This is a genomic window from Enterococcus gilvus ATCC BAA-350, from assembly GCF_000407545.1.
GTDB lineage: Bacteria > Bacillota > Bacilli > Lactobacillales > Enterococcaceae > Enterococcus_A > Enterococcus_A gilvus.
Map to the genome: position 1 here is coordinate 551,401 of NZ_ASWH01000002.1, position 25,599 is coordinate 576,999.

General features: G+C 44.4%; 29 protein-coding genes. 8 read left to right on the plus strand and 21 right to left on the minus strand.

All coding sequences use genetic code 11. The features are described from left to right. Positions 1-493 precede the first annotated feature (493 nt). Positions 494-1,042: a TetR/AcrR family transcriptional regulator gene (locus I592_RS17670; RefSeq protein WP_010779210.1), complete on the minus strand. Its 549-nt coding sequence runs from the start codon at positions 1,040-1,042 to the stop codon at positions 494-496. Positions 1,043-1,229: 187 nt separating this feature from the next. On the opposite strand from I592_RS17670, the gene I592_RS17675 reads away from it, so the two are divergent. Together I592_RS17675 and I592_RS17680 are read left to right on the plus strand one after the other, a co-directional pair. Continuing rightward, complete coding sequence (locus I592_RS17675) at positions 1,230-2,189, plus strand: SDR family NAD(P)-dependent oxidoreductase (protein ID WP_010779209.1); 960 nt, start codon at positions 1,230-1,232, stop codon at positions 2,187-2,189. A gap of 78 nt (positions 2,190-2,267) precedes the next feature. After that, positions 2,268-2,873, plus strand: a complete 606-nt coding sequence (locus tag I592_RS17680; protein WP_010779208.1) for a histidine phosphatase family protein — start codon at positions 2,268-2,270, stop codon at positions 2,871-2,873. A 58-nt stretch (positions 2,874-2,931) separates the two neighbouring features. Here I592_RS17680 and I592_RS17685 read toward each other — a convergent pair whose 3' ends face one another. The 3 genes from I592_RS17685 to I592_RS17695 are packed head-to-tail and all read right to left on the minus strand — an operon-like array spanning position 2,932 to position 4,858. Continuing rightward, entirely contained in the window at positions 2,932-3,795 is an 864-nt protein-coding gene (locus tag I592_RS17685; RefSeq protein ID WP_010779207.1) for an aldo/keto reductase, read from the minus strand. Between the two features lie 2 nt (positions 3,796-3,797). After that, positions 3,798-4,253 carry a cyclophilin-like fold protein gene (locus I592_RS17690; RefSeq protein WP_010779206.1) on the minus strand — a complete coding sequence of 152 codons (456 nt, stop codon included), beginning with the start codon at positions 4,251-4,253 and terminating at the stop codon, positions 3,798-3,800. A gap of 38 nt (positions 4,254-4,291) precedes the next feature. Next, a complete protein-coding gene (locus I592_RS17695; protein ID WP_010779205.1) occupies positions 4,292-4,858 on the minus strand; it encodes a DapH/DapD/GlmU-related protein in 567 nt (188 codons plus the stop codon). A gap of 110 nt (positions 4,859-4,968) precedes the next feature. On the opposite strand from I592_RS17695, the gene I592_RS17700 reads away from it, so the two are divergent. Continuing rightward, entirely contained in the window at positions 4,969-5,835 is an 867-nt protein-coding gene (locus I592_RS17700) for a LysR family transcriptional regulator (protein WP_010779204.1), read from the plus strand. Positions 5,836-5,955: 120 nt separating this feature from the next. Beyond that, on the plus strand, positions 5,956-6,573 hold the full coding sequence (locus I592_RS17705; RefSeq protein WP_010779203.1) for an isochorismatase family protein: 618 nt from the start codon (positions 5,956-5,958) through the stop codon (positions 6,571-6,573). Between the two features lie 56 nt (positions 6,574-6,629). Here the strand turns inward: I592_RS17705 and I592_RS17710 are convergent, their stop codons facing one another. The 10 genes from I592_RS17710 to I592_RS17755 form a co-directional block, all read right to left on the minus strand. Next, positions 6,630-6,872, minus strand: a complete 243-nt coding sequence (locus I592_RS17710; RefSeq protein ID WP_010779202.1) for an LPXTG cell wall anchor domain-containing protein — start codon at positions 6,870-6,872, stop codon at positions 6,630-6,632. Positions 6,873-6,901: 29 nt separating this feature from the next. Next, complete coding sequence (locus tag I592_RS17715) at positions 6,902-7,495, minus strand: hypothetical protein (protein ID WP_010779201.1); 594 nt, start codon at positions 7,493-7,495, stop codon at positions 6,902-6,904. A gap of 24 nt (positions 7,496-7,519) precedes the next feature. Further along, on the minus strand, positions 7,520-8,050 hold the full coding sequence (locus I592_RS17720) for a hypothetical protein (protein WP_010779200.1): 531 nt from the start codon (positions 8,048-8,050) through the stop codon (positions 7,520-7,522). Positions 8,051-8,053: 3 nt separating this feature from the next. Next, positions 8,054-8,608 carry a hypothetical protein gene (locus I592_RS17725; protein WP_139243507.1) on the minus strand — a complete coding sequence of 185 codons (555 nt, stop codon included), beginning with the start codon at positions 8,606-8,608 and terminating at the stop codon, positions 8,054-8,056. A gap of 18 nt (positions 8,609-8,626) precedes the next feature. Continuing rightward, positions 8,627-10,339 (minus strand): hypothetical protein, encoded by a 1,713-nt coding sequence (locus tag I592_RS17730; RefSeq protein WP_010779198.1) that lies wholly within the window; start codon positions 10,337-10,339, stop codon positions 8,627-8,629. A 589-nt stretch (positions 10,340-10,928) separates the two neighbouring features. Next, positions 10,929-11,309 carry a hypothetical protein gene (locus I592_RS17735; RefSeq protein WP_010779197.1) on the minus strand — a complete coding sequence of 127 codons (381 nt, stop codon included), beginning with the start codon at positions 11,307-11,309 and terminating at the stop codon, positions 10,929-10,931. A 351-nt stretch (positions 11,310-11,660) separates the two neighbouring features. Continuing rightward, positions 11,661-13,097 carry a glycoside hydrolase family 1 protein gene (locus I592_RS17740; protein ID WP_010779196.1) on the minus strand — a complete coding sequence of 479 codons (1,437 nt, stop codon included), beginning with the start codon at positions 13,095-13,097 and terminating at the stop codon, positions 11,661-11,663. Beyond that, the gene (locus I592_RS17745; protein WP_010779195.1) at positions 13,090-13,452 is read right to left on the minus strand and encodes a PTS sugar transporter subunit IIA; all 363 of its coding nucleotides are present in this window, start codon (positions 13,450-13,452) and stop codon (positions 13,090-13,092) included. Before I592_RS17745 ends, I592_RS17740 begins: the two co-directional genes overlap by 8 nt. Before the next feature lie 29 nt (positions 13,453-13,481). After that, positions 13,482-14,711: a PTS sugar transporter subunit IIC gene (locus I592_RS17750; RefSeq protein ID WP_010779194.1), complete on the minus strand. Its 1,230-nt coding sequence runs from the start codon at positions 14,709-14,711 to the stop codon at positions 13,482-13,484. A 23-nt stretch (positions 14,712-14,734) separates the two neighbouring features. Beyond that, a complete protein-coding gene (locus tag I592_RS17755; RefSeq protein WP_010779193.1) occupies positions 14,735-15,067 on the minus strand; it encodes a PTS sugar transporter subunit IIB in 333 nt (110 codons plus the stop codon). 131 nt (positions 15,068-15,198) lie between these two features. Here I592_RS17755 and I592_RS17760 point away from each other — a divergent pair, with 131 nt between their 5' ends. Beyond that, on the plus strand, positions 15,199-17,118 hold the full coding sequence (locus I592_RS17760; RefSeq protein ID WP_010779192.1) for a BglG family transcription antiterminator: 1,920 nt from the start codon (positions 15,199-15,201) through the stop codon (positions 17,116-17,118). 53 nt (positions 17,119-17,171) lie between these two features. Here I592_RS17760 and I592_RS17765 read toward each other — a convergent pair whose 3' ends face one another. The 6 genes from I592_RS17765 to I592_RS17790 form a co-directional block, all read right to left on the minus strand. Next, positions 17,172-18,023 (minus strand): SDR family oxidoreductase, encoded by an 852-nt coding sequence (locus I592_RS17765; RefSeq protein ID WP_010779191.1) that lies wholly within the window; start codon positions 18,021-18,023, stop codon positions 17,172-17,174. A 115-nt stretch (positions 18,024-18,138) separates the two neighbouring features. Next, complete coding sequence (gene lacD / locus I592_RS17770; RefSeq protein ID WP_010779190.1) at positions 18,139-19,122, minus strand: tagatose-bisphosphate aldolase; 984 nt, start codon at positions 19,120-19,122, stop codon at positions 18,139-18,141. Continuing rightward, positions 19,085-20,059, minus strand: a complete 975-nt coding sequence (lacC, locus tag I592_RS17775; RefSeq protein ID WP_010779189.1) for a tagatose-6-phosphate kinase — start codon at positions 20,057-20,059, stop codon at positions 19,085-19,087. The genes lacD and lacC overlap by 38 nt, the downstream gene beginning before the upstream one ends. Positions 20,060-20,071: 12 nt before the next feature. Continuing rightward, a complete protein-coding gene (lacB, locus tag I592_RS17780; RefSeq protein WP_010779188.1) occupies positions 20,072-20,587 on the minus strand; it encodes a galactose-6-phosphate isomerase subunit LacB in 516 nt (171 codons plus the stop codon). Between the two features lie 26 nt (positions 20,588-20,613). After that, complete coding sequence (gene lacA, locus I592_RS17785) at positions 20,614-21,042, minus strand: galactose-6-phosphate isomerase subunit LacA (RefSeq protein ID WP_010779187.1); 429 nt, start codon at positions 21,040-21,042, stop codon at positions 20,614-20,616. A gap of 35 nt (positions 21,043-21,077) precedes the next feature. Then, complete coding sequence (locus tag I592_RS17790) at positions 21,078-21,857, minus strand: DeoR/GlpR family DNA-binding transcription regulator (protein ID WP_010779186.1); 780 nt, start codon at positions 21,855-21,857, stop codon at positions 21,078-21,080. Between the two features lie 156 nt (positions 21,858-22,013). Here I592_RS17790 and I592_RS17795 point away from each other — a divergent pair, with 156 nt between their 5' ends. The 3 genes from I592_RS17795 to I592_RS17805 all read left to right on the plus strand — a co-directional run bounded on the left by I592_RS17795 (position 22,014) and on the right by I592_RS17805 (position 24,426). Further along, a complete protein-coding gene (locus tag I592_RS17795; RefSeq protein WP_010779185.1) occupies positions 22,014-22,505 on the plus strand; it encodes a PTS sugar transporter subunit IIA in 492 nt (163 codons plus the stop codon). Positions 22,506-22,544: 39 nt separating this feature from the next. Continuing rightward, positions 22,545-22,847: a PTS sugar transporter subunit IIB gene (locus tag I592_RS17800; RefSeq protein ID WP_010779184.1), complete on the plus strand. Its 303-nt coding sequence runs from the start codon at positions 22,545-22,547 to the stop codon at positions 22,845-22,847. Between the two features lie 118 nt (positions 22,848-22,965). Then, complete coding sequence (locus I592_RS17805; RefSeq protein WP_010779183.1) at positions 22,966-24,426, plus strand: PTS galactitol transporter subunit IIC; 1,461 nt, start codon at positions 22,966-22,968, stop codon at positions 24,424-24,426. 139 nt (positions 24,427-24,565) lie between these two features. On the opposite strand, the gene I592_RS17810 is transcribed toward I592_RS17805, so the two are convergent. Next, positions 24,566-25,573, minus strand: coding sequence for a DUF2922 family protein (locus I592_RS17810; RefSeq protein ID WP_010779182.1), 1,008 nt, complete (start codon positions 25,571-25,573; stop codon positions 24,566-24,568). Between the last annotated feature and the right edge of the window lie 26 nt (positions 25,574-25,599).

Consider the following 25,599-nt stretch of genomic DNA (forward strand, 5'->3'; position numbering starts at 1 on the left):
AACAATAAAACAAGTCTCTCTTTTTGATTCAAGAGAGGTATGAATGGGTAATCGATCGGTGAAATAAGCCTCGGGATCAAGCAACTGAAACGTCGTTCACGAATGCAGCAGCCGAATCCTTCAAGGGGCTTCTCTCTGTACCCGTCCTTTTCAACAGGCGTCAATCAGACTCCTTGGCCTTTGGAGTGAGTGATGCGTATCGATAAACGGACAGTTAGGCTGTCCTCATGAACGCCCTTCTTTTATTTCTCACGGATCTTACCAAGAGTTTATGCCTAAATAGAAAACGCTGTCAATGCAATAATTTTTTTATGTCGACTAGAAAGCACATTTCACAAGTGAACAATCCAGTGTTTTCACCACCTACACGCAAAAAAACGTGCCCTATTTCTTTTTTTCGTAGTTCCCCATTAAGAAAAAAGAAAAATCTTATTGAAAAAAGTGCGTATACGCTCTTTTTCTAATAAGATTTTTTTCTATAAAATACTTTGTTTTACTCATTCCTTACGATTTTACAAAAGATTCGCGCCATGTCTTCAGCAGATTCTTGGTTGTTCGTTAATGCCCAATATTCCAGCATTTTCCATAGCCCCGCCGCGTTAAAAAGGATCAAAATTTCGAGTTCTTTTTCAGACAGGTCTTTCCCAAGATCTTTAAACGAATTGAAGTATTGCTGATCCGCCAGCTTTTCTGTGTATTTTTTGATCAGTCCTTCAAAAAGCTGATTCTTCTCGAGGAGAAGGACAAACCTCCGTCGTGACTCCCAAAAGTTAAAATAGGCGAGTGCTTTATGATAAAGGTCCGCCTCCTTGGTTTGACGCAATGAATCCATAAAATCCATGAATAGGACCTCAAGATAGCCGTCTAATATCTCTTGTTTCGAGGAAAAGTTCAAATAAAAGGTTCTTCGTGCCAGTTGCGCCTTTTTTGTTATTTCAGTGATACTGATTTCGTCATAGGCTTTTTCTTCCATTAACGCTAAAAGAGCCTTCGTAATATATTCCTGAGATAAATTCTTATATCCTCGACTGTTTGACTTCATTTTTATCCCCTTCACACATTTTGTTTTTTGTGCATCTTTTCCAAATACAAGCCGCTTTAATTGCTCGTTTGTTTGCCCATAAACTATAATTCATTTCATTCAAATGCACAACTGTGCATTATCACCACTTACTAAAGGAGTACAAATTATAAAGGCGCATCGCTTTTTTTTGAAAGGAAGACTATTTATGACAACGTATCAGCAACCAAAAACTCATTGGACAACAAAGGACATCCCTGATTTGACTGGAAAAATCGCTTTAATTAGCGGTGGAAGCAGCGGCATCGGTCTTGAAGCAGCCAGAGCATTAGCTGAAAAGGGTGCGGAGGTCCATCTCTCCGCACGAAATGCGCAAAGAGGTCAAGACGCCAGGGATCATCTGATCGAAGCTACAGGAAACCGCCATATTTATTACCACACGTTGGATTTGAGCAGCTTAGCTGTCATCAAGAAATTCAGCGAAGATAGTCCCCTTGATCGTCTAGATATTCTGATCAATAGCGCTGGTTTGATGATGCCGGCGGAACGATCTGTCACCGTGGACGGGTTCGAAATGATGTGGGCTACAAACTATTTAGGCGGACTTTATTTGACCATCCAGCTTTTGGCTCTTTTGAAGCGGAGCGAGGCCGCTCGTGTCGTGAATTTGACGTCGTTGCCGGCTGGTCATCCTAAGATCGATTTGACCAATGTAGATGGCCACAATTACAGCGCTTGGACCATTTACTTAGAGACCAAACTAGCGCAAGCGCAAATCGCTCGCAAGCTAGACCAAGTCTTCACCGAAAAAAGGTACCCCATCACAATGATGGCGGCAAATCCTGGTGTTGCCGCAACCAATCTAGTGACAAAAAACGCTGGGGCCACCTCCACCTCCACCGCAATGCGCATGGGGGCGCTTTTGTTTCGGGTATTCCCCAGCATCCGACAAAGTGCCGCAGAAGGTGCATTGCCCACGCTCTATGCAGCAACAGATCCCCATGCCCAAGGAGGTGCCGTCTATTCACCGAACAATCGTCAAAATACCAAGGGCTATCCCGCCTTGTGGAAATGGAACGAGACACCAGAAATGACGGATCAGCAGGCATTAGATCAGCTATTGGAGGAGTCCTTGAAACTCTTAAAGCTGCCGGCTTCTGTGCTATAGAGCGGCCTTTGCCAACTTTGTGATGCGCTTCCATCTTTAATTTGATAGTATGGAGAGAGTGAACAATAGGAGGATATCATGAAAAAGAAATTATATTTGATGCGTCACGGGGAGACGCTTTTTAATCAATTAAAAAAAGTGCAAGGAGCTTGTGATTCGCCCTTGACTGAAAATGGTATCCAGCAAGCGTTGCGGGCAAAAAGTTATTTTAAAGAGACCGGTATCCACTTTGATCACCTCTATGCTTCGACCCAAGAGCGGGCCTGTGACACCTTGGAGCTGGTTACTGACAGTAAAAACTATCAGCGGTTGAAAGAGCTGAAGGAGATGAACTTCGGTTCTTTCGAGGGGGAGCAGCAGTTTTTACAGCCGGAAGGAAAAGCGTATTTTGAATCCTTTTATCTGCAATTCGGTGGAGAATCGACCTTAGATGTTCAAAGGCGCGTCACGCAGGCCTTGCATCATATTATGAGCCAAGAGGATCATCAAAAAGTGCTCGCCGTCTCTCATAATGGCGCCTGTGTAAGCTTTCTTCAATCCGTCTGGTCTGGAGACGAGCACGTGTTGGTGCGCCCCTTCCCGAATTGCACGATTTTCGACTTGACCTACGAAAATGATCGTTTTCAATTGGAGGACATTATTGATCCTGTGACGAATCAACGGATCGTTTTGCCTACCGCCTAAGACTCATTAAATAACAAAAAAATGCGTCTGCCTCGTGTAAGAGACAGACGCTTTTTTGTTATCCTAAAACTCTGCGAAAGACAGGCATGTCGTTATTCTTGCCATAATCAAAATCGCTTGTTACACGAGCTAATTTTTCCATGTCCTCATCGGAAATTTCGAAATCTACCTCGGCGTTGTTCTTCATGTGCGCTGGATTTTCCGTTTTTGGTAATGGCAACAGACCCAGCTGTAAGCAGTAGCGAATCGCCAATTGCGGAATGGAGACCTTGTATTTGTCCGCTAAAGCAGTGATTGTCTTGCTTTTCAGCATCGCCCCATGGGCGATGGGTGAATAGGCTTCGACAAGAATCTCCTGCTTCTGGGAAAACTCGATGACATCAAATGGGGTTTGACCAATATGGGCAAGCAACTGATTCACCGCGGGCTTGGTTTTAGAATGTTTTAATAGATTTTCCAAGTCGACAATCTCAAAGTTGGAGACGCCGATGGCACGCAATTTTCCTGCTTGATAGGCTTCTTCTAGTGCACGCCAAGCCGCGAGATTTCCTTCAAAATAGTGCTCCTCGCCATGAAATTCTGCCCAAGGTTTCGGACTGTGAATGATCATTAGGTCAATAACATCTACGCCTAATTTTTTCAGTGAGTCATCGATGGCCTTCACCGCACCGTCATACTCTTTGATTTCTGCCGCAAGCTTGGTGGTGAGGAACAGCTCTTCTCTTGGTACCGTTGTTTTTTTGATCGCTGCGCCGACGCCTGCTTCATTGCCATAAGCCTGTGCCGTGTCAATGTGGCGATAGCCTGCTTCAATTGCTTCCAGCACTTTTTCAGTCGCCTGGTCGTTCGCGATTTTCCAGGTTCCATACCCGATCTTAGGAATTTCTACTCCATTCGTTAACGTATACGTCTCTTTTAACATACTTATTCCTTCCTTTCATCACTGCGTGGTTCCACCATTGCGTCCCCTTTGCCTAGCTGATCCGCTAACTTTTCGTTATTCTTCACCCGACCGATTCGTGTGTAGGAATAATTGGTTGAAAAGCAGCGGTAAAAGACAACGAGGGTCCTATTACCGTACAACATCACGTCTCCTGCTTCAATCCTTTCGACTTGCGTTTCACTCGTCGGCAAACGTTTCGGGAGTGTATAATACTTCTCATTCCCGTTCAAATCCTGCATCACGAATTGATCGGGCAAAACCTCTGACAACTGCCAACTAGCTTCCGTATCCTCCAGTTCTATTTGTAGCGGATGCCCATTCATTGTCCACTGGGTGTCATTGCTGGAAATCGAGGCAGTATCGACAGAAGGTTTTGCGCAAGCAGTCAGGGCTGCCAGTGTTATATAAAATAACAAAATCACTCGCAAAATAGACATCCGATATTCCCCACCTTCCTTTAAATTTTGTGGGAAACTCACTGAAAAGCTATTTCTTTGATGATTCTGGCTGGTGATCCTGCAACGATCACATTCTCCGGCACATCCTTTGTGACTGTCGAATCCGCTGCCACGATCGCGTTTTTTCCCACGGTCACACCGGGTAAAACCGTCACATTGGCGCCCAGCCAAGCATTTTCTTCGATCTTTACTGACGCAACAGACAAGCCGCGGCGTTTTTTCGGGTCCGTGAGATGATTCACCGAAATGATCCGACACATGGGACCGATCAGCACATGGTCCTCAATCACGATCCCGCCTAAATCGACAAACATCACATTCTGATTGATAAAAATATCCTTCCCAAAGGAGATATGCTTGCCGAAATCCGTGTAAAACGGTTGAGAAATGGTGACTGAGTCATGAATGGTGCTTCCAGTGATCTTTTCTAAACACTCTCGCAGCTCCCTCTGCGTATGGTAAGCGCCGTTCATCTCCATGACGAGCCGCTCATTATCGGCTTTTAATTTATGAATGTCCTCATACACTTCGGAGCCAGGTAAAATCTCCATGCCTTGGATTTTCGCCAAAAATGCCTGTTCCATCCGAATCATCCTCCCTTTACTTGCTGAGTCCAGTATACTTCGCTATACTAGTGATGACTAATACTTATATAGAATAGCTAACTATCGCTTTTAGCTATAGGAGGAAATAAATGGATATTCGTGTTTTGACCTATTTTATGACTGTCGCGAAGGAAAAAACAATCAGTAAGGCCGCAGAGGTGCTGCATTTATCCCAACCCACCCTCTCCAAACAATTAAAAGAGCTGGAGGAGGAGTTAGGCGTCCAATTATTTATCCGCGGCAATCGCGAGATTTCGCTCACGGAAGACGGCATCTACTTGCGAAACCGCGGGCAAGAGATCCTCTCCCTCGTGGACACGACCACCTCAAACCTGAAGAAAAATGACGTGATCGGCGGAACCATCCGAATCGGTGGCGGCGAGACGCCCGCCTTCCGCTACTTGGTCAAGACCTTAAACGAGCTGATGGTCACGTATCCTGACATCACAGTTGAGATGTACAGCGGCAATGCGGACGATGTGAAGGATAAACTCGACAAAGGACTGCTGGATTTTGGCTTGGTGATCGATCCGGTGGAAAAGCAAAAATACGAATACCTTGCTCTTCCTGTTTCAGACCGCTGGGGCGTGCTGGTCAATGACTTCCATCCGCTGGCAAAAAAAGAAAGGGTATTTCCCAGTGACTTGAAGGACCACTCCTTACTGGTTTCTAGTCAAACCATGGTGAATCACCAGCTTTCCGAATGGCTCGGCGGCAATTTGAGTCAATTTAAGATCGCCGGCAGCTACAATTTGCTGTATAACGCGTCGTTGTTCGTAAAAGAAGGCACGACGGTCGCTTTTTGCCTCGATGGGATCATTCCCACAGAAAATAACGGCTTGGTATTCGTTCCTCTGGCGCCTGAACTGACGGCAAAAATCAGTATTATTTGGAAAAAGAAGCAGGTGTTCTCCAATGCCGCAAGACGTTTTCTAGACGCTTTGCCCACTTCCTAACAAAACGAAATCTTCGTGCTTTTCACCATTCCGCGTTACAATGGGTGTGTCAAAAACAGGCTGTGCCTCATTTTCTACAAGGAAAAATGACGGCCTCAATAAAAATTAGGAGTGGATAGAATGACAAGTTATGCAAAACGAACAGAAGACGAGCTACTCTCACCTGATAATACAGTATTGACCGTGATCGACTATCAACCGACCCAAATCAATTCCATTAATTCGATGAACCGTTCAGAGCTGATCCGCAACACGGAGATCGCGATCGAACTGGCGAAACTTTATAATATTCCGATCGTCCTTTCAACCGTCAACGTTGAAAAAGGCTGGAACACAGATACGATCCCTGTACTGAAAAAAGCCGTGGGAGAAGACGTTCCTTCTTACGACCGCAGCTCGATCAACGCATGGGAAGACAAAGAATACAACGAAGCCATCAAAGCGACCGGCCGCAAAAAAATCTTGATCTTAGCCCTATGGACAGAAGCTTGCTTGACGTTCCCAACATTAGACGCTTTAAAGGAAGGCTACGAAGTCTATCCAATCGTTGATGCCGTTGGCGGAACTTCCCCAATTGCCCACGAAACGGCGTTGCGCCGTGTCGAACAAGCCGGTGCACAACTGACTTCGATCGCCCAGCTCGCCTGTGAATTGCAACGAGACTGGAACCGCGAAGAAACTGTCCCAGGCTTTGACGAACTCTTGACCAAATTCGGTGCTTTCTCGAATTTACGATAAGAATGACAAAAACAGCTGAGCCACTCATTGGCCCAGCTGTTTTTTTATTAATTTATCTATTGAGCTTCACTCTTCAACTGCTGTCTCATATAAATAACGATTGCAAGTAAGATCAGCAGAATTCCTAAGATCAAAAACTCATTTTCCATTCTTTCGCCTGTTTGAGAGTAATACTCATTTCGCATAGTCGCGTGGATCACTTCTTTAGGTTTTGAACTGGGGGAAGCAGCCTCAGGCTCTGGAACAGACGACTCAACAGGCATGTTCAAGGTCCCTGTAACTTTGATCGTATCATTCATCTGCATGGCCTCCCGAAATTATCCTTTGACTACCAGCCAACAGACTCAAATTCAAGTGTCATATCAAAGTTATGATTGACGGTAGCAGCTAATTCTTCATTGACCGTTCCTTCATAGCCGTAAGTCACTGTATTCAGATTTAAACCGTCCGTATCTCCTTCTAATAATTTTCCTTTACTGTTGGCTAATCGATGAATCGTCGTAGGGGAACCTGATTGATCAACCTCTTCACCACCAGTGATGATAGCAGGATTTGTAGTAAATCCTCGTAATGACACGTCGTAATCTACATCAGTAGTGCTTGAACCCGCGTCTTTAGTCAATTTACTGAATTTGATGTCCACTGGACGTCCTGAATTATTAGTGATCGTGTAGTCTGGTGATTTGATCGGCGCGTTTGCTTTAGTATTCGTACTATAGAAAATCGTTTCTGTCGGCAATGTGACATTGATCCATGAATCTTCGCCTTCAACGATTTTTGCTTCTTCATCTGTATTGTCCATCCCTAAAGTTCCGTTGATCGGAATTTCGCCGGATTCTTCTCCAACAATATCCGTCGCTCCTACTGGTACTGCTAAAAACATCAAACTTGATAACGCTACTAAACTGATAAATTTTTTCATCTCTCATCTTCCTTCCAAATGGTATTATTCTACATGAAATGTGATTGCTGCCGCGACTTGGCCGCGTTTTTCCTTGGTAGTATCGTCATAAATACTAAAGAGTGCAGTTGCCTGATGTTCCCCCTTCTCCAATTTTTTTTCTAAGGTTGCTCCTTTTATTTCATAACCCGGTTGCATCGCCCCCGAGGTATAAACCAAATCATTTGACCCTTTTAAACGAATTTCGACATTGATGGGATGACCATTGTGCGCCGGATTCTGAATGAATAGTTCGCTTGTCATGTCTTGATCGACTGTTGCGGTTGGCGCGATCACCATATTGAATTGACTCGCGTCGACTTTTTTCTGAGCCATGTTTTGAAGTTCTTTTTCCGAGATTTTTGAAGCGTCTTTCCCGTCTGGTAAAAATTCACCGCTGACCACGGTCACAGGTGTATCTGGTTGGTTAAAGTGCTGATAGACGAAATAGCCGCCAACACTCAACAATAACAACAGAAGCAAAAGTAACAACAGTCGTTTCCGCTTGTTTTCTGGCTGTTTATTGAGTTCCTCCATGCGTTAATCCTCCGCTCTTTCAAATTTCAATGTCATTTTATAGGCCACGTTGACCTCTCTTCCCCCCGGTCCGTAATACTCACCGGCAAATCGGAGCTCGCTGCGTTCATCTGTATCCAATTTACTGATCGGAACATTGGATAGGTCCGTTTTTAGTGTCGTCAGTTGCTCCCGGTTTTTAGTCAGCTCCAACCAAAGATCTTTCGTATTGTTTGTTTGAGGACCGTCCACCAGTTCAACATTTCCATTGCTTTCTTCTTCAAAGCTTGCCATTGACACATCGACAAAATAATCGCTGTTATTTTTTACGGCATAGCTAGGTGATTGCACATACAAATTGCCTGACTCGTCCATCTCCGTCGTGAAAAACATCGACGTTGGGATCGACACGGACAACAAACTGGATTTTGTGACAAATGGCACGCTGTACCACTCACTGTCCGTGGAATCAAAATTGGTTTTTAATTGAACATACAGCCAATAATCTGTTTCAGCATCTAAATCCGTAAATTCGAGTTTCGACGTAAGGGCGTCGCTTGCGAGTGTCTTTTCCTCCACCAAATCCGAATCACTGTCCTACTTCAGGTCGTCTGGAGATTTTTCCTTGTCGTACAGACGAAAGATAGCCTTCGTTATTGTATTGCTATTTGAGAGGTAGTCGCTTATAGTAAACGTTGCCGTCGTATCTCTGATGACACTTCTCACATTCAACACGACCGACGGGTTCGGCAGTCGTTGGAAAATCATGCTGGTCGCTCCTCGGATCGCGGTTTTTTCCTCCGTGGTAAAGTCCGCTCGAGTGGAAGCATTCGACAATGTAAGATTTGTGCCATTCGAAGTAATCTTGTCCCTTTCTTGGACCGTACTCGCGATCGGCTCGCCACTCGCTGTGATCCCATAGCTTGTAACATCCTTCATAAAGTCACTGAAGGTAAAACCGGTATTTAACGGCTCGCCATTTCTAGTATCCGACACATTGAAGGTCATTCGAAGGGCATTGTCCACGACAAAGTTTTCCGGCGGGATGGTACTGCGAAAAATCCTGCTGTCATTCGTCGATTTCAAATCGAGCGTTGCCCCTTTCCCTACTTTGAGTGTGGAATCGCTGCTGATATTGATCGCATTTCCAAAGGTCATTGTCACCTTTGCCTGATCTTGGATGTCAAAGGAAACATTACGACTGTTATTATTGGAAAAATCCGTCTCCCCATTGATTTTTAAATTGGCGTTTTTTCCTACGGTGAACCTTGCACCGTCTGTTGATATTTCAGCAAAATCAGGCGAGTTGGTCGTAAAATCAACCTGCGCGTTTTCTTCTAATTCAAAAATAAGTTCGCCATTCGCTCTGACCGCACGAGCGTAACCTGTGCTGTGGCGCACCGTTGTCTGACTATCCTTTCTAAAAAGATAGCTGTTCGCCTCCGAAAATTCTTGTGCCGAAGTACCATTACTGACTATGAATTCGTTGGTTCCTGAAAAAATAATTTTTCCGCCAGTGTTTCGATTAAAGAAAGGCTGCGCCCCTCTGTTCGAATAATAGTTCACATTCTCAACTTCCAATGTGACATTCGTTCGTCCATAAATTCGGCAGAAGCCATAATATTCGTCTGCAGGAACGGTAAAATCGGTTGAACCGAACGTGATATTTTTAAATGTCACGTAGATCCCGGCCGTGTTCACTTCAAATGCTCGTGAAGACGTATAGGAGACCGTTCGTCCGTTACCATCGATCGTCATGTCATTCGTGATTCCGATCCTGCCACTGCTTGTGAGAGCAAACACTTGATTAGGCTCGCTTGCAGGAGCCAGCTTTATATGGCTGACCTTATCCACTTCGATCGCTGTTTTTAATTCACTTTCATTTTCGACGATACGCGGGCTTTCTGCTGTTCCTTCGCCCACTGCCTTTACACCAATTGCGAAAGTCTCCGCCTGTTCAACAGAAGAACCTGTCGTTTCTTCCGTCGATACCTCTGTCGCTTCAGAACTGGAAGCTGTTGCCTCCTGCTCCTCTCCCGATTCATTTTTTGCAGCTGAGGACTCGGTGGTCGCTGACGCCTCCGTAGACGTGGTCGTTTTTTTGGTAGCGTCATCATCCGCGGACAGGTCCTCTAAAAATTCATCAGAACTGGTAAGCGTCTTTAAGCTTTGTTCATTAGAAGCTGTTGTTTCATTATGGTTCGATCCTTCTGGTGTTCCTTCTGCATGAACGCCTACTAACGAGCTGCCGTTGCAAATAAATAACAGGGACACAAGGACGATCCCAGTTGCTTTTTTAACAAATACCATGAATTCACCCACCCCCTTCAACTTCATTTCTTTTTTATTATTTTAGAATGACTCTTTCTTAATGAGCTTTATTCGTTAATTTAATATTATTATATGCTCGTAAATAACACAAATAATATGTTCAAACAGGATAGCTACGGGGTTTTTATTCGGTTATAGAACATTATATTCTTTACCGATGCATATGAAGCGCTTTAAAAATTTTATTTTCCGAAATAATAATAAAATAGTCACTATTATTAGAATTTTCTTTCTATAAATAAGTAAAAAAACTTTATCAAATCAAATTCTAACTGTAAAATGTATAAGTTTTTGCGTTTTATTAATAGTATTCTTTAATACAAACGCTTTCATTTCTTTTCATCGAATTAAAAACAATCGTTATTTAATTTATTGTTTTTTGTTTCAGCTCCTTAGCGAAATATCGTTTTTAAACCCATAAAAAAACTCAACGCACTAAGAAATGAACAATCATTTCTTAGTGCGTTGAGCGTTTATCCTCATAGGATAATCCGTATTTTTACACTTTATTCGTTATTTAAATTTTCTTGTCCTTTAGAAAAGATGAAGCGATAATCGTCCGTAAAGCTTACGGCAGATATTCCGTCGTATCCCCTAACTTAAAAATTTTCGAAGAAGGGATCACTGCTCTTTTCTTTTGCAAAGGATCGTTGGCTGTCTCCGGCAATTGCTTTAACGGATCTTGCTCCAGTTCCTTGATCCCTTCATTTGTTGTTTGCTTATTTGTCACCGTTTGGTCTTCGTCGGGTTTCTTAGAGGACTTCACTGAATTCTTTTTCACCTTTTCAGTTTCTGGAAGTAGTTTTTTACTGGTAACCGTCACATTCAATCTGGTCTGATAGGCATATTGGTAAAGAAAAAAACTTCCGCAGCTAACTAGCAGCAGTATGAGCGAGATCATCAACGTCGCTCGGCGAATTTTATCCTGTTCCTCAGTTGTTCCATCCATTGCTAAAAACCCCCATTTGCAAAATACAAATAAATGATATTTTCTATTGTTTTAATATTAATATAGTTATCGTTATAATGCAAATAATTATTTTATCGCAGATATAAATATACTTATGTTTCGATTATACGAATACGTTTATAGCCTTTATTTCCATTTTTCTAGTTATCGTTTGGTTTATACTGCCCTTAGTCTACTATCCTTAAATGCTGCTAGGAAGCTTTTATGCCCCCTCTACAGTAAATCATTCTGCTTTCAAATCCGTAAATAATAAACATTTTTCGACATATTCCAGATGGAGTTGGAAACAAAAAAACTTAACGAGTCTCCTCGTTAGGTTCTCTTAAATAATCAGTCCAGCGAGTCGCCGTTGCTTTGGATCACCTGCTGGTACCAAGCGAAGCTGTCTTTCTTCAATCGTTTCCCGCTGCCTTTTCCATAATCATCCAGATCCACATAAATGAAGCCGTACCGTTTGCTCATCTCACTGGAAGAGCAGCTAATAATATCGATCGGCCCCCAAGCATAATACCCCCGCAGGTCTACACCGTCTTCGATGGCTTCTTTCATCGCCTTCAGGTGGTCGCGGTAATAGTCGATGCGATAAGAATCATGGATTTTCCCTTCTTCCAGCTTATCGAAATAGCCGATGCCGTTTTCGGTGATATAGATCGGGCATTGGTAGCGATCATAAAACTCGTTCAATGCGATTCGCAGGCCAACGGGATCGATTGTCCAGCCCCAGGGGTTCGCGTCGAGCTCCTTGTTGCGATGGGGTCCTAAGTCTTTCGCGTAAGAATCCTCATCGCAGATCTGCGTATAATAATAAGAGAAGGACATAAAATCTGCCGTGTGCTTCAATGCTTCTTCGTCACCCTCTCCGAAGACGACCGTGATTCCCTTGTCTTCAAAATAACGGAAGGCGTAACCTGGATAATACCCCCGCAGCAGAACATCCGCGTAAAAATACTCCATTTGATTGAGCTTGACGGTCGCCAACACATCCTCCGCCTTACAGGTTGCGGCATAGGAAGGTCCGCTGCACAGCATCATCCCGATCTCGTTGTCTGGATAATTTTCATGGGCGTACTTCGTAATCAGAGCGCTCGCTACCATCTCATTGTGAACGCCTTGGTATTTCGCAGACAGCAAATCGTCTACGACATCCTCTCCGATCCCTAAGTGGTTGAACGATTCATGGATAATCAAATTGATCTGATTGACCACGATCCATTTTTTAACTTTAGTATGGTATCGATCTAAGATCACCTGACCATAGCGAACAAAGAAATCAATGACTTCCCGTGAACACCAGCCCTTGTAGGCTGTCGTCAAATGAAGCGGAATCTCGTAATGAGACATCGTGATCATCGGCTCCATCCCATTTTGCAAGATGGCATCAAAGAGGTCATCATAAAATTTCAAGCCCGCCTCATTGGGTTCTGTTTCGTCGCCATTGGGAAAAATCCGCGACCAGTTGATCGAAGTACGGAAGGTTTTTAAGCCTAATTCCGCCAGCAATTTTAGATCGTCTTGATACGTATGGTAAAAATCGATGCCCCATCGTTTGGGAAAGATCCGATCCTCGCTTGCCATCGCGTCTTTTACATAGGCGATCGTCGTTTCCATGTTTGATTTTTTCTCTAAGGCGACATCGTCACGAAATTCATTGATGTCCGCCACACACCAGCCTTTGCCATCCAAATCCCAAGCACCTTCTGCCTGATTTGCTGCAATCGCACCGCCCCATAGAAAGTCCTTTGGAAAACCCTTTGGCGCTTTATTCATCTTCGCTTCCCCCTTGTATCTGCTGTTCGATCTGTTGAATTCGCTGATCGTAGGTTTTAAAAATAGCCAGCATGCGTTTGGCAATATTCAATTCACTATAGATCGTCATGAGCGTATCCTGCGCATGGGCAAAGAGCACCGAATAATGACCTTCCTCGCCGGAAGTTTCTGCCGTGATCGCATCCGTCTGGATATGATGCGCCTGCACGATCTCTTCGTTTGCTAAAACCATTTTTTCTTCTGCGGTCTCAAAATCACTGGTCTCGATCGCTTTTAATGCTTCCATACAATATTTCCGCGCATCGCCAGCGTGCAAGATGATCTGCATCGCGTCTTGAACTGTCTGCTCGTTCATTCTTTATCAACCCTTCTTCCAAATTTAACTTAGGCTTTTTTAGCAGCCTCTGCCTCTTTTTCCATCTCCTGCTTTTCGTAGGCCTTAAAGAACGGGTACCAAATCGCAGAAGCCACCACGAAAATCAACACCATCAATAATAAGCCGGACACCGAGCGGGTTGTCAGCCACGTAGCGATCGGAAACGGACAGTACCACATCTGGAACATCTCCATCGGGATCGGCGCAAACGCGATCACCTTAGTCAGCAGCCAAACGATCAGTGGTAAAATAATCCCCTGCAGCCACATCGGAATCATCAACAGCGGATTCCACGCAATACAGCCAAACACGATCGGTTCATTGATGTTAAACACAGTTGGTGCCACCGATGCCGTCCCCAGCGCTTTTAATTTTTTCGATTTGGAGCGCATCAGCATGAAGACCAACGGCATCGTACAGCCGATCCCGCCAATCCACAGATACGCAGAGTAAATCGTTGGGTCCGTCACTAGATTTGTTGCCGTTCCGTCAATGTTCGCTTGGATCGCCGCCAATAAAACGGGGTTCAACACCGGCGTCAACACCCACGTCGAGATGCCCAGCGAATAAAGGAAGCACACCACAAACAGCATCAAAGAGAAGCCCCACGGCGTTTCGACGATATTTTGCAGCGGCATGAAGAGCGCCAACACAAAATTGTACACATCGAACCCGACGATATCGACAACGACCCATCCAACAACGACTACGATCCCAATGGGCAGCATCGCGTCAAACCACGAGCGTACAAAATCCGGGATCACGGATTCCTCACTAAAGAAAGAGAATTTTCCGAATAGATTCAGCACGAATCCAGCAAACAGCCCCGCCACGATGGCCACGAACATCCCGCCAGCGCCTAATGCGCTGTGGTTGAACCCCGGTTGCCCATCCGTGATGACCTGCGGAGTAATAATGATCAGAAATAAAATAATGCCTGCCATCCCCGCGTTGATCCGCTGCTTCCGCAACCGTTTCTTTTCCATTAAGTTAAAGGGGATCAAGAAAGAGATCACTAACGAGATCATCCCCATCGTCCACCCAAATGGCGTCCAGAAATTCGGCAGCCAAGGGAAGTAGTCGTTCAATATCGCCAACATACAAAAGATCGACCCTAAGAAAATCAACGGCAGTGCCTGCATGATGGAATCCTTCAACGTCACGATCCAAACATTGTTGTTGATTTTGTTCATCCTTGGGGTAAAGCTTGTTTCTAGCCAATGGATCAAAGAATTCATTTTTATACCCTCCTATTGTAGAACTAGCCCATCTCTTCCAACAAATGCGTCAACGCCTGTTCGCCATCCAACGTCGCGTAGTATTCCGGCTTCATCAAAATGACCTTCACTGGCGCATCCCCAACAAATTCCTCCACCTCGTCTAAGATGTAGGCTAAATGCGGCCCTACCATCAAGGCATCGATCTCCTCAATATAGTTTTCGATCTCACTTTCGCCTCGTGCCGTGATCTTCAACTCAATGCCCTTCGCTGACGCCGCCTTTCTGATATTCGCCGCCATAAACCCTGAGCTTGCCCCAGACCCGCACACTAGTAATACATTTAACTTTTCCACGTTGATTCCTCCCATTTCCATTCACGTTTTCCTTGCTTGTTTGTTTCTAAAAAGCTTTGTTGATAGCGCTACCATCTATAGGTATACTATAGGAAAATCCCCACGGTGAAACAACTATTTATTTGCACCGCAGCGGTGAAGGAGGTTTTCTTTTGAAGGTTAAATATTTACCCTTTTTGCGCTATTTGAACGAACAGGAAACGTGGACGCCCTCAAGTCAGTTGGCTGAGAAGTTTTCCCTATCCAAACGAACCATTAAATCCTATATTTCTGAGATTCAGCAAAATGAGCCTGGATTGATTCTTTCCTCCAACAAAGGCTATCGCGTGGACACTCTTCGTTTGAAGGCCGTCCAAGAAGGCATCCAAGTGGGCATCCCTGAGACACCCGCGGAACGGGTCGCCTATCTCCTGTTAAAACTGACAGCCGCAGAAGAGGCGCTTTCCATCGAAGACTTAGTCGCAGAATTGTACGTCAGCGAGTCGACGCTAATGAAGGACATCAAGAAAGTGAAGAAGAAATGTGCAGAACAGTCTCTTGAGCTGGTGCAATCCAACGATTCTCTTCGTTTGATCGGCACTGAAAAAGCCAAACGCCAGCTGATCCATACGATTTTGCTTTCTGAATTGGATCAAAACTTTGTCGACATCTCAAAGCTGCAGGAGAGCTTTACGGATTTTGATTTGGATTACATCAAGGAGATCGTGGCTGAGATTTTCGCGAACTACAATTTTTTCACCAACGATTATGCCCTGACCAATATCATTATTCATTTGGCGATTTCAATCGACCGTATGAAAAGCAATTTTCAATTTTCTGGAGCAGAGCATCTGCCCCCCAGCTCGGTCCCGCCGCTGATCAATCAGATTGCTGAAGACATCGCCGGCAAGCTGGCCGCTCATTATGACCTGCACTTTCCGCAAGAGGAAATTCGGGATCTGGCTTTATTGATCTCCGCCAACGGGACGAATGTCAATTTTACCCAAATCTCAAAAGAAGAATTAGCTGAAGTTGCGGATCAACGCTGCATCGATCTCGTGTCGACGATCCTAGCCAAGGTCTCAGAAATCTACTTTATTGATAACAACGAACCAGAATTCCTGATCCGTTTTACGCTCCATATCAAAAACCTGTTGTTCCGTTTAGACAACGGGTATTCCTGTAGAAACCCGATGACCGAGACTTTGAAAAAAGAGTGCCCCCTGATCTACGATTGCGCCGTTCAAGTCTCACATATTATTCAAAAAGAACTCGATCAGACGATCAACGAAGACGAGATCGCCTACATCGCTTTTCACTTAGGCTATGCCTTAGAAGTGCAAAAACAGCGCACCACCAAGATCAATTGTGCGCTGCTGGTGCCTCTCTATTACAATATGAACATCCAAGTCATGGAAAAATTGCAGAAGCATTTTGGCGACGACTTGGACATCAAAAATATCCTGACGAATGAAAAAGAATTGCGGCACGTGTCGACCGAGCTGATTATTTCAGCCGTCAAATTGAAGCAAGTGACCACTACTCCCTATGTCATGATCAACCCCTTCTTCACCTTAGAAGATCGGCAGCATGTCTCCGAGAAAATCTTTGACATCAAAGAAAAGAAACGTGAGGAACAATTCAGCAAAAATCTCTTGTCTCTCGTCAATAGCGACCATTTTCTCCATTTGAAGAAGAAGACCACAAGTACGGCTCTTTTGAAGCGTATCTGTCAGCAAATGCAGCAGGACGGTTTTGTAGACACGGATTTTTTCACACAGATCATGGAACGTGAAGCACTCTCCTCCACTGCTTTTGGACCTGTAGCGCTGCCCCACACGTTAACGATGGATGCCCACCAGACAGGAATCTTTATCGTCGTTGCTCCTAATGGGATTCAATGGGGCGAACAACTCGTCACTTTGGTCTTTCTGATTTCGATCAATTACCACAACCGTCATATTTTCCGAGAGATTTTCGATGACCTGGCGATGATCTGTACGGATGAGCAAAATGTCCATCGCTTGAGTCAGTTAGATTCCTTTGAAACCTTTGTCGAGAAACTTTCCCAATGCTTCGTCACGATACGATGAGTGGCACTGACTGCAAAAAAAGGCTGAGACGCGTGTTCGTCTCAGCCTTTCTACTAGTCTTCATTCATTTTTTTCTTCACGTAATCGGTAAAGCTCGTTGGTTCATGACCTAACAGCCACTCCAACACATTGGTATTGCCATCGAGGCCCCAAGTCGAATAGGAATACGCCAATTGTTTGAAGCCCTCTCTGAAATAGAGATCTGTCGCATGAATCTGATCCAAAAATTCATCTACCTCTATATAAACGGCTGTTGCGTTTTTCCCAGTGATCTGATTGAAGGTTTGGACTAATTCCTTTGGTGAATAGGCTTCTGTGCCGACCAATTCATAGGTCGCCTTGTTGTGTTTCGCTGGATCGGTCAATACCTTGACCACGACCTCGCCTACATCCTCCGTCGCGACATAGCTGATTTTACTGTCCACCTCGTAAAAGATCTGATACTCCCCTGTCTCTCCTACCATCTTCGGATTGAAGTTGTGCATATAATGCATCGGCTGCAGGATCGTATACGAGCATTGTTTTTCCATGCCTTTGTAGATCAAATATTCTTCTACATCTCGTTTTGCCGTATGCTGCAGCAAGCTGGTGAGGATCGGATGGGTCACTGAAATGAAGACAAAATGCTGAATCTTGTGCTGGATTGCCTTGTCCACCATCCGCTGACCGATCAACGCTTCTTGTGCTGAGAAGAGCGGTGGGATATGCACCACCATCGTCGCCTCCTCCATCAGTGCATCAACATAGGAAAGGTCTGTCAAATCACCTACCATCGCCTTCTTGATTCCCGGTAATTCGTTTACTTTTGGATTGATATCTGCCGCCAATACATCCAGACCCGCTTCTACCAGCTTTTTCACCATCACGCGCCCGGTATTTCCTGCTGCTGAAGTGACTAAAATCATCGTGTTCCCTCACTTTCTTAATTTGTATGCCCTTACATTTTATTGTATCATTTTTATCGGATATATATGAGAAAAAGAGACTATGAGCCAGTTTCAGCCCATAGTCTCCCTTTTTTTACGATAGTGTCGCTGCCAATTCAGCAACGGGGGTCGCAGTTTCTTTCAATACGGCATTCAATTCTTCGATGTTTTTACGTCCTTGGGTGTTCATCCAAGCGATCGCTGCTTCTTTTCCTTCAGTGATGTAGCTTTCCACACCATCTGCCCAAGTCGCACGACCGCAAAGCACGCCATTAAAGGTAGAGCCTGCCTCTTTTGCAAAGCGCAGCGTCTCTTGGAAAAGTTCTGCTTTCACGCCGGCACTCAAGAAAATGAAAGGCAAGTCGGTTGCCTCAGATTGTTCTTTGAAGAAGTTTGCTGCCTCCGCTTTCGTATGGATCACTTCTCCGCTGGCATAGCCTTTGACAAAGTTCATATTCACGGGGACTTCTACCTTCAGTACATCGACGCCGTAGCGAGGATCGGAAAATTCCTTCATCATTTCGATGACCTTATGCGGTTTTTTGATGGCATATTCCTTGGAGGTCGCATCAGCGATCGTTGCGTCATAAGATACTAATTCCAGGAAGAAGGGCAGATTTTCCGCTTGGCATTCAGAGCCGATCCGTTCAATAAACGCGTGTTTTTGATTATTGATTTCCTCAGCTTCATCGACATCGTAGTAAAGCAGGAACTTGCAAGCGTCCGCCCCCGCTTCTTTAAGACGTTTGACAGACCAAATGGACAATAAATCGGGTAAACGACCCGGTGTAGAGGCATCGTAGCCAGTTTTTTCGTAAGCCAATAGTAGACCGGCATTTTCTGCCCGAACATCCGCTGCTGGCAACCCATATTCAGGGTCCAGCAAAATAGAAGATGCATACTTCGTCAATTGTGAAGAGACGATTTCTTTAAATGCGATGATCTCCGCGTCCTCGGCTTCACTGCCTTTAAATTTAGTGATCATTTTTTTCAATGCGCCTCGTTGATCAATCGCCAACGCGCCGATCACGCCGTCTTCATTACACAGTTGTTTGATATAGTGATTTTTTTCGTTCATTTCCAGTTCCTCCTACTTTCTCTACCTGAATTTTGTCTGCTAGTTTTTGATAATGCGCCAATGCAACACGCCCTGTTGTCGCTTCCTGTGCATTTAGCATTCCTAAGACATTGCCTTGCGTTAAAATAGCCTCATCCGACAGCCCCGCTTCAATCGCAGCGGTCAATCCTGCAACCGTGGCATCGCCTGACCCGACTGGATTCACTACCTCGATTTTAGGGATCGTCACCCGGTAAAAGGTGTCAAAATGCTTCGCAAAAGCCCCTTGCGCCCCCATTGAGACCACGATCCACTCAATGCCTTCAAAAAGAGGTTCCTTTAATGCAGCCATCAGCTCGTCAAGATTGGAAGAAACTTTTCCGCCTAACAAATCCGCCAGTTCTTCTGTGTTGGGTTTGATCAGCTTCGGCTTCACTTTCCCTTTCAATACTGCCTTCAGCGCATCTCCCGAGCAATCCAATATGACTGGCTTCTCTTTACAAACCGTCAGCATTTGACTATAAAAGTCTACGGGCAGACCGGCTGGCAAGCTGCCTGAAATGGAGAGAATATCGGCTTTTTTTGCTAATTGTTGAAAATGCTGCAGGAATTGCGTTGCTTCCTTCGGCGAAATTACCGGGCCGCTCTCTAGGATCTCCGTCTGCTTGCCTTCATGCAGCACCGCGATACAATTTCGTGTTTCACCGCTGATTGGTTGAAAGTCATGGGGAATCTGGTTTTCGTCCAGGTCTTTTTTGATTTCTTCTCCAAGAAATCCGCCGATCAACCCGCTAGCAACCACCTCAGTGTCTAATTGCTTTAGGATCCGCGTCACATTCAGCCCTTTTCCGCCAGCAGTTTTGCGAACATTCGTCACGCGATTGACCGTATCCAATTGAAATGTCGCCAACGGATAGGAAATATCGATCGAAGGATTCATCGTAATGGTTAAAATCATGCCATCGCCCTCTTAATCGTGGTACTCGCCGCGATCCCATTTTTCGATGAATTCATCAAAGAAATGCGGATCGGACTGGCCGTCACTGGCTTTTTCCACGTGATCTATTTTAGCGATCAATTTTTTGTTTTCTTCTGTTTCTTGATATTCCGCGTTAATAAAGGCCTCTAAAATATCACAGATCAAGAATTCCCCTGTGATTCGAGCACCGAAGCCGATCACATTGGCGTTCAACTGTTCTTTTGAATAAATCGCGGTCGTCATGTCGCGAACCAACGCACTGCGCACGCCGGGTACTTTGTTGACGGCGTTGTTGATACCGACACCTGTCCCACACAGACAAACACCGAGGTCTGCTTCACTGCTGGTCACAGCTTCGCCAACTTTTTTTCCATAGATCGGGTAATGTGTACGTGTGAAATCATACGTCCCCATATCCAACACTTCATGTCCTTTTGATTTTAAGAAATCTGATACAGCCATTTTCGTATCTGTGACAATGTGGTCACAGCCAATTGCGATTTTCATTTTATTCATCCCTTCTCGTTTTTTTATTACGCCATTTTATTCAGCATATCTACCCGAACTTGATGACGGCCGCCATCGTAATTCGCTTGAAGAAATTCTCGAACGATATTTAAGGCCAATTCATCTCCGACGATTTCTGAACCAAGTGTGATCATGCGAGAATTATTGTGCTCGCGGGTCATATAAGCGCTACGTTCATCAGAAACTTCCGCGGCCACCATCCCTTTGACCTTCACTGCCGTGATAAAGCTGCCGGCGCCGTAGCCATCGATCGCTACCCCCAGACTTCCTTCGTTTTCATTCAAATCGTTAGCCACCGCCAACGTCGATTCAACGAAATCCTCCGAAGCGGTCTCACTTTTGTCTACTACGGTTATTCCCTTGTCGATCAAGTCTTTCTTGATCACTTCCTTCAATTTCATGCCATCACTGTCTGAACCAATTACTACACGCATTGCTATTTCCTCCTTATGATTGTTTCAATCATTAGTTATTGAATGATCTCTGTGTATTGTTGATAATAACTCTTCAGCTCGGCTGAAAGAGTAGCATCCGTAAATAGTGCATCGATCTTTCGCAGGTCATAAAAATTGTAAAAATCACTGCGATCAAATTTGTTGGCATCGGAAACCAAACATTTAACGGTGGCATTGTCTAAAACTATTTTCTGCAAGGTCCCTTCCTCAATACTGAAATTGGAGACCTCCGTGCCCTTTAGTCCATTGACCCCCACAAACGCCTTTTTGATTCCGATTTTCTGGACAGCCTCATTCGCGATCGATCCAACAAAGGCCCCTGTCTTTTCTCGATAGAGTCCGCCGATCAAATACAATTCAAACCTGTTTGCTTCACTTAATAGGTTAAAAACCGGCAAACTATTCGTCACGATCCGCAATGAAGACGGTTCTATATATTGCGTCATCAACTCAATCGTGGTTCCCGATCCGAGAAAGATCGTGTCATCCTCTTTGTTGATATACGCGGCCGCATGCTTGGCGATGTATTCCTTCTCCTCGGTATGCAGCTTTTTCTTTTCGTTATGGGAAAGTTCATTTGTTTCTATAGAAGAAAGTCGATCTTCTTCCAGACTGTTGATTCGTTGTGCCCCACCGTGAATCCGCAGCAGTTGTTTCTTCTGCGAAAGCTCCTCGAGATCCCGTCGAATCGTCATATCAGAAACAGCTAATACCTCTTGAATAAACTTCACGGTGATCGTCCCATAGCGATCGCACATAGCCAAGATTGATTGTTGACGCTCCGTTTTCAGCATATGTTGTCCCTCCACACACTTATAATAAAACATTATCAAACATTAATCAACACAAATATGTTTATTTATTTTTGTTTTATGTTGACAAAGGCGATGTAAGCGATTATACTCAACGTATAAACAAACACAAACAAACTTAGAGAGGAGCTGTTCTGTTTGAAAAAGCTTTTTTTCAAAGAAACGACCTATGTTTCGGGAAAGGCCACACAAGAAGAAGTTTTTGAAGAAGTTTACTTAGATCTATTAAGCAAAAAATTGGTTACTGATGATTTCTTGGGAAGTTTATTAGAACGCGAACGAAATTACCCGACAGGCTTGGACCTATCCCCTGTATCGGATCTGTTGCCAGATATCGCGATTCCCCATACGGAAAGTGACTATGTGCGAACCACGCGAATCATTCCGATCAAATTGAAACAAGCGATTACGTTTCATAATATGATTTCCCCCAGTGATCAAATTTCCGTTCATTTTCTATTTATGATCTTGAATGAAAATGGCGAAGCCCAAGCAGGAATGCTGGCAGACATCATGGATTTCATTAATTCAGTGGATAAAAAGGACCTTTGTTCGTTTTTCGAACTTGAAAACACCGAGGACATTTATCAGTTTTTAGAGAAACACTTTACTATGGAAGTTTCTGCCTAAGTGCAGGAGAAAAAATAATCTTTTAAGGAGAGAATACGAATGATCAAAATTTTAGCAGCATGTGGCGCAGGGGTAAATTCAAGTCATCAAATCAAGAGCGCTTTAGAAACCGAATTGAGCAATCGCGGCTACCAAGTAACTTGTGACGCGGTCATGATCAAAGACATCAATGAAGAAATGCTTTCTAACTACGATATTTTTGCGCAGATCGCCAATACTGACTTAGGATTCAATGTGAACATCCCGATCATCGATGCAGGTGCCATCCTTTATCGTATCCCGGCAATGGCTGAACCTGTTTACGAAAATATGGAAAGCGCTATCCAATCTTTAAACAAATAAAAAATGACAGACTTTACGAATGAATGAGGCCTCTTATAAGAACCGCTGCTCATTCGTAAAGTCAGACTCAGAGAAATCAAAAAAATTCATTTAGTCAGCACCAAGAAAGGAAAAGCTAATGAGTACAATTATTGATATCGCCAATCAACTATTTACTCCTCTAATCAACTTAGGGGCGGCACCATTAATGACCATCGTATTGACTGTTATCGCTTTATTCTTCAAAGTAAAACCTACCCGTGCCCTAGAAGGCGGGATCAAATTAGGGATCGCTTTGACCGGTATCGGAGCTATTATTGGTATTTTAACGACGGCCTTCTCAGACGCAATGACCGCTTTTGTTGAACGTACAGGAATTTCATTAAACATCACAGATGTCGGCTGGGCGCCATTAGCAACGATCACTTGGGGCTCACCCTACACCCTTTACTTCTTATTAGTAATGGTCGTGGTCAACATCATCATGGTGGCGATGAAAAAAACCAACACGTTGGATGTCGACATTTTTGATATTTGGCATTTAGCGATCGTCGGATTGTTCGCTATCTTCTCTGGCGCAAACTTGTTCGTTGCGACTGTTTTAGTCATCTTCATCGGTGTGTTGAAAATTTGGAACTCCGACTTGATGAAACCAACCTTCAATGACCTGTTGAATGCACCTGACAGCAACCCGATGACCACGACACACATGAACTACATGATGAATCCAGTCATCATGGTCTTTGATAAAATTTTTGACAAAGTCTTCCCTTGGTTAGACAAGTACGATTTCGATGCTGCCAAATTGAACAGCAAGATCGGCTTCTGGGGATCTAAATTTGCGATCGGGATTTACTTAGGAATCTTCGTTGGTCTGTTAGCCGGACAAACGCCTACACAAATCTTTTCATTGGCCTTTACTGCTGCCGTCTGTTTAGAGTTGTTCTCTTTGATCGGCGCATGGTTTATCGCCGCGGTCGAACCCCTCTCTCAAGGAATCACAGACTTTGCCAACAAACGTCTTAAAGGTCGCACGATCAACATTGGTTTGGACTGGCCTTTCTTAGCCGGCCGCGCAGAAATTTGGGCTGCCGCAAACGTATTAGCACCAATCATGTTATTAGAAGCGATCATTTTACCAGGAAACAAATTATTGCCTTTAGGCGGGATCATCGCAATGGGTGTCACTCCAGCCTTGTTGGTCGTGACCCGCGGAAAATTGATCCGTATGATCGTTATCGGTGCCATCGAATTGCCGCTGTTCTTGTGGTCAGGTACATTGATCGCTCCATTCGTTACTCAAACAGCAAAAGCCGTTGGTGCTTTCCCTGCAGGATTGAGCGACTCTGCCTTGATCTCTCATACAACAATGGAAGGTCCCATAGAAAAATTCTTGGGCTACTTAGTTGGTAACGCTTCGCAAGGACAAATCGAATTTGTCATCTATGCCGCATTGGCGTTGGCTGCTTATCTATTGATCTTTATCTGGTACGCACGCCAAATGAAGAAACGCAATGCCGCTTATGCTGCGGAAAAAGAACAAAAAGCTGCACCAGCCGCTGCAAAAGGCAACGTTGCCTACGCTGCGGAAGCAAAATAGAAAAAGGTTGCATCACGCAAAAGAAGCCGTTGAATTCTAAAAAAGAATTCAACGGCTATTTCATTATTCTCGTTTAGGGTAAGCAAAATAACCCCTGAAAAAGAAATGTTTTTCCTATCTCAAGGAAGCCAATTTAACACTATTTTCTGCGCTTTCGTTTGCGGTCCTTTTTCTTTCCCTTCTTTTTAGTCCCGTTTTTCTTTTCCGGCGGTCCGAGAGTCTCTTTTTCTGTAGATGTCGATTTCTTTTGGGTTACATATTGATTACTGCTTTCCTTTGTTTGCACCGATCCAGCGGGCGCTGCTGCCTTCTCCGCTGAGGCCACAGCTTGGTGTGAGTCCTCTGAAATTACTTCGTCTACGACTTCTGTGTCCTGCCCCTCAGACTCGCGGGTGTCTGTCAAAATGACCCCTTCAGGTAACAGACTGGCAACAAATGCCACTCTCTCCTCCTCGCTCATTCCATGTAAGGCCATTTCCGCCTGTTCTGCTGGAACAACTGCGATCTGGGCAGAGGCTGACACGTGCTCCCCTTTTTTCACCAATACTTGACGCGTACAATTAGCGATCTCCGCGTTTTCCAGCTTCACAAACCGTCGAATATCCTCTTTTTCAAAAATCGTTAAAGAAGATAACAGCTCCATTACCGCATCCAATTTCATCGTAGATAAATTCGGATCGACATCCCTTAAACTCCATGTGTGACTCTTCCCAACAGCATCCTCAAATGTTGAAACAATTTTATACTGTTGCCCCATCAAATCCTCAACTGGCGTTGTTTGATCAAACAAATATTTCTTACAGTCACTTAAACGATTGTTATATCGGTGATACTCTTTTTTATTTTTATACAGGCGATGAATTACTTGCTCCCACTCTTTGCCGCCTTTGAAGGCATCATGAAAAAGAGGTGCCAATTTACGCAACACCTCTGTCGGCTCTGAAGCTAGCAGGATCTCTTTAACAAGATCGCGACAAATACCAGAAAAGTCACTGACACACAAGCAATGACGAATCAGCACAGCGACGAGATACTGAAGAACGGTATCCGCATCTTGCGAATCCTCGTAAGATTTTAACATGCGTTTTTCGAGATTGTCCTTCCCCATGGTAAAAAGGGTTCGTTGAGTCACTGGCTTGGTTGGCATATGTTTCCTCTCCTTCTTGTTCGCAC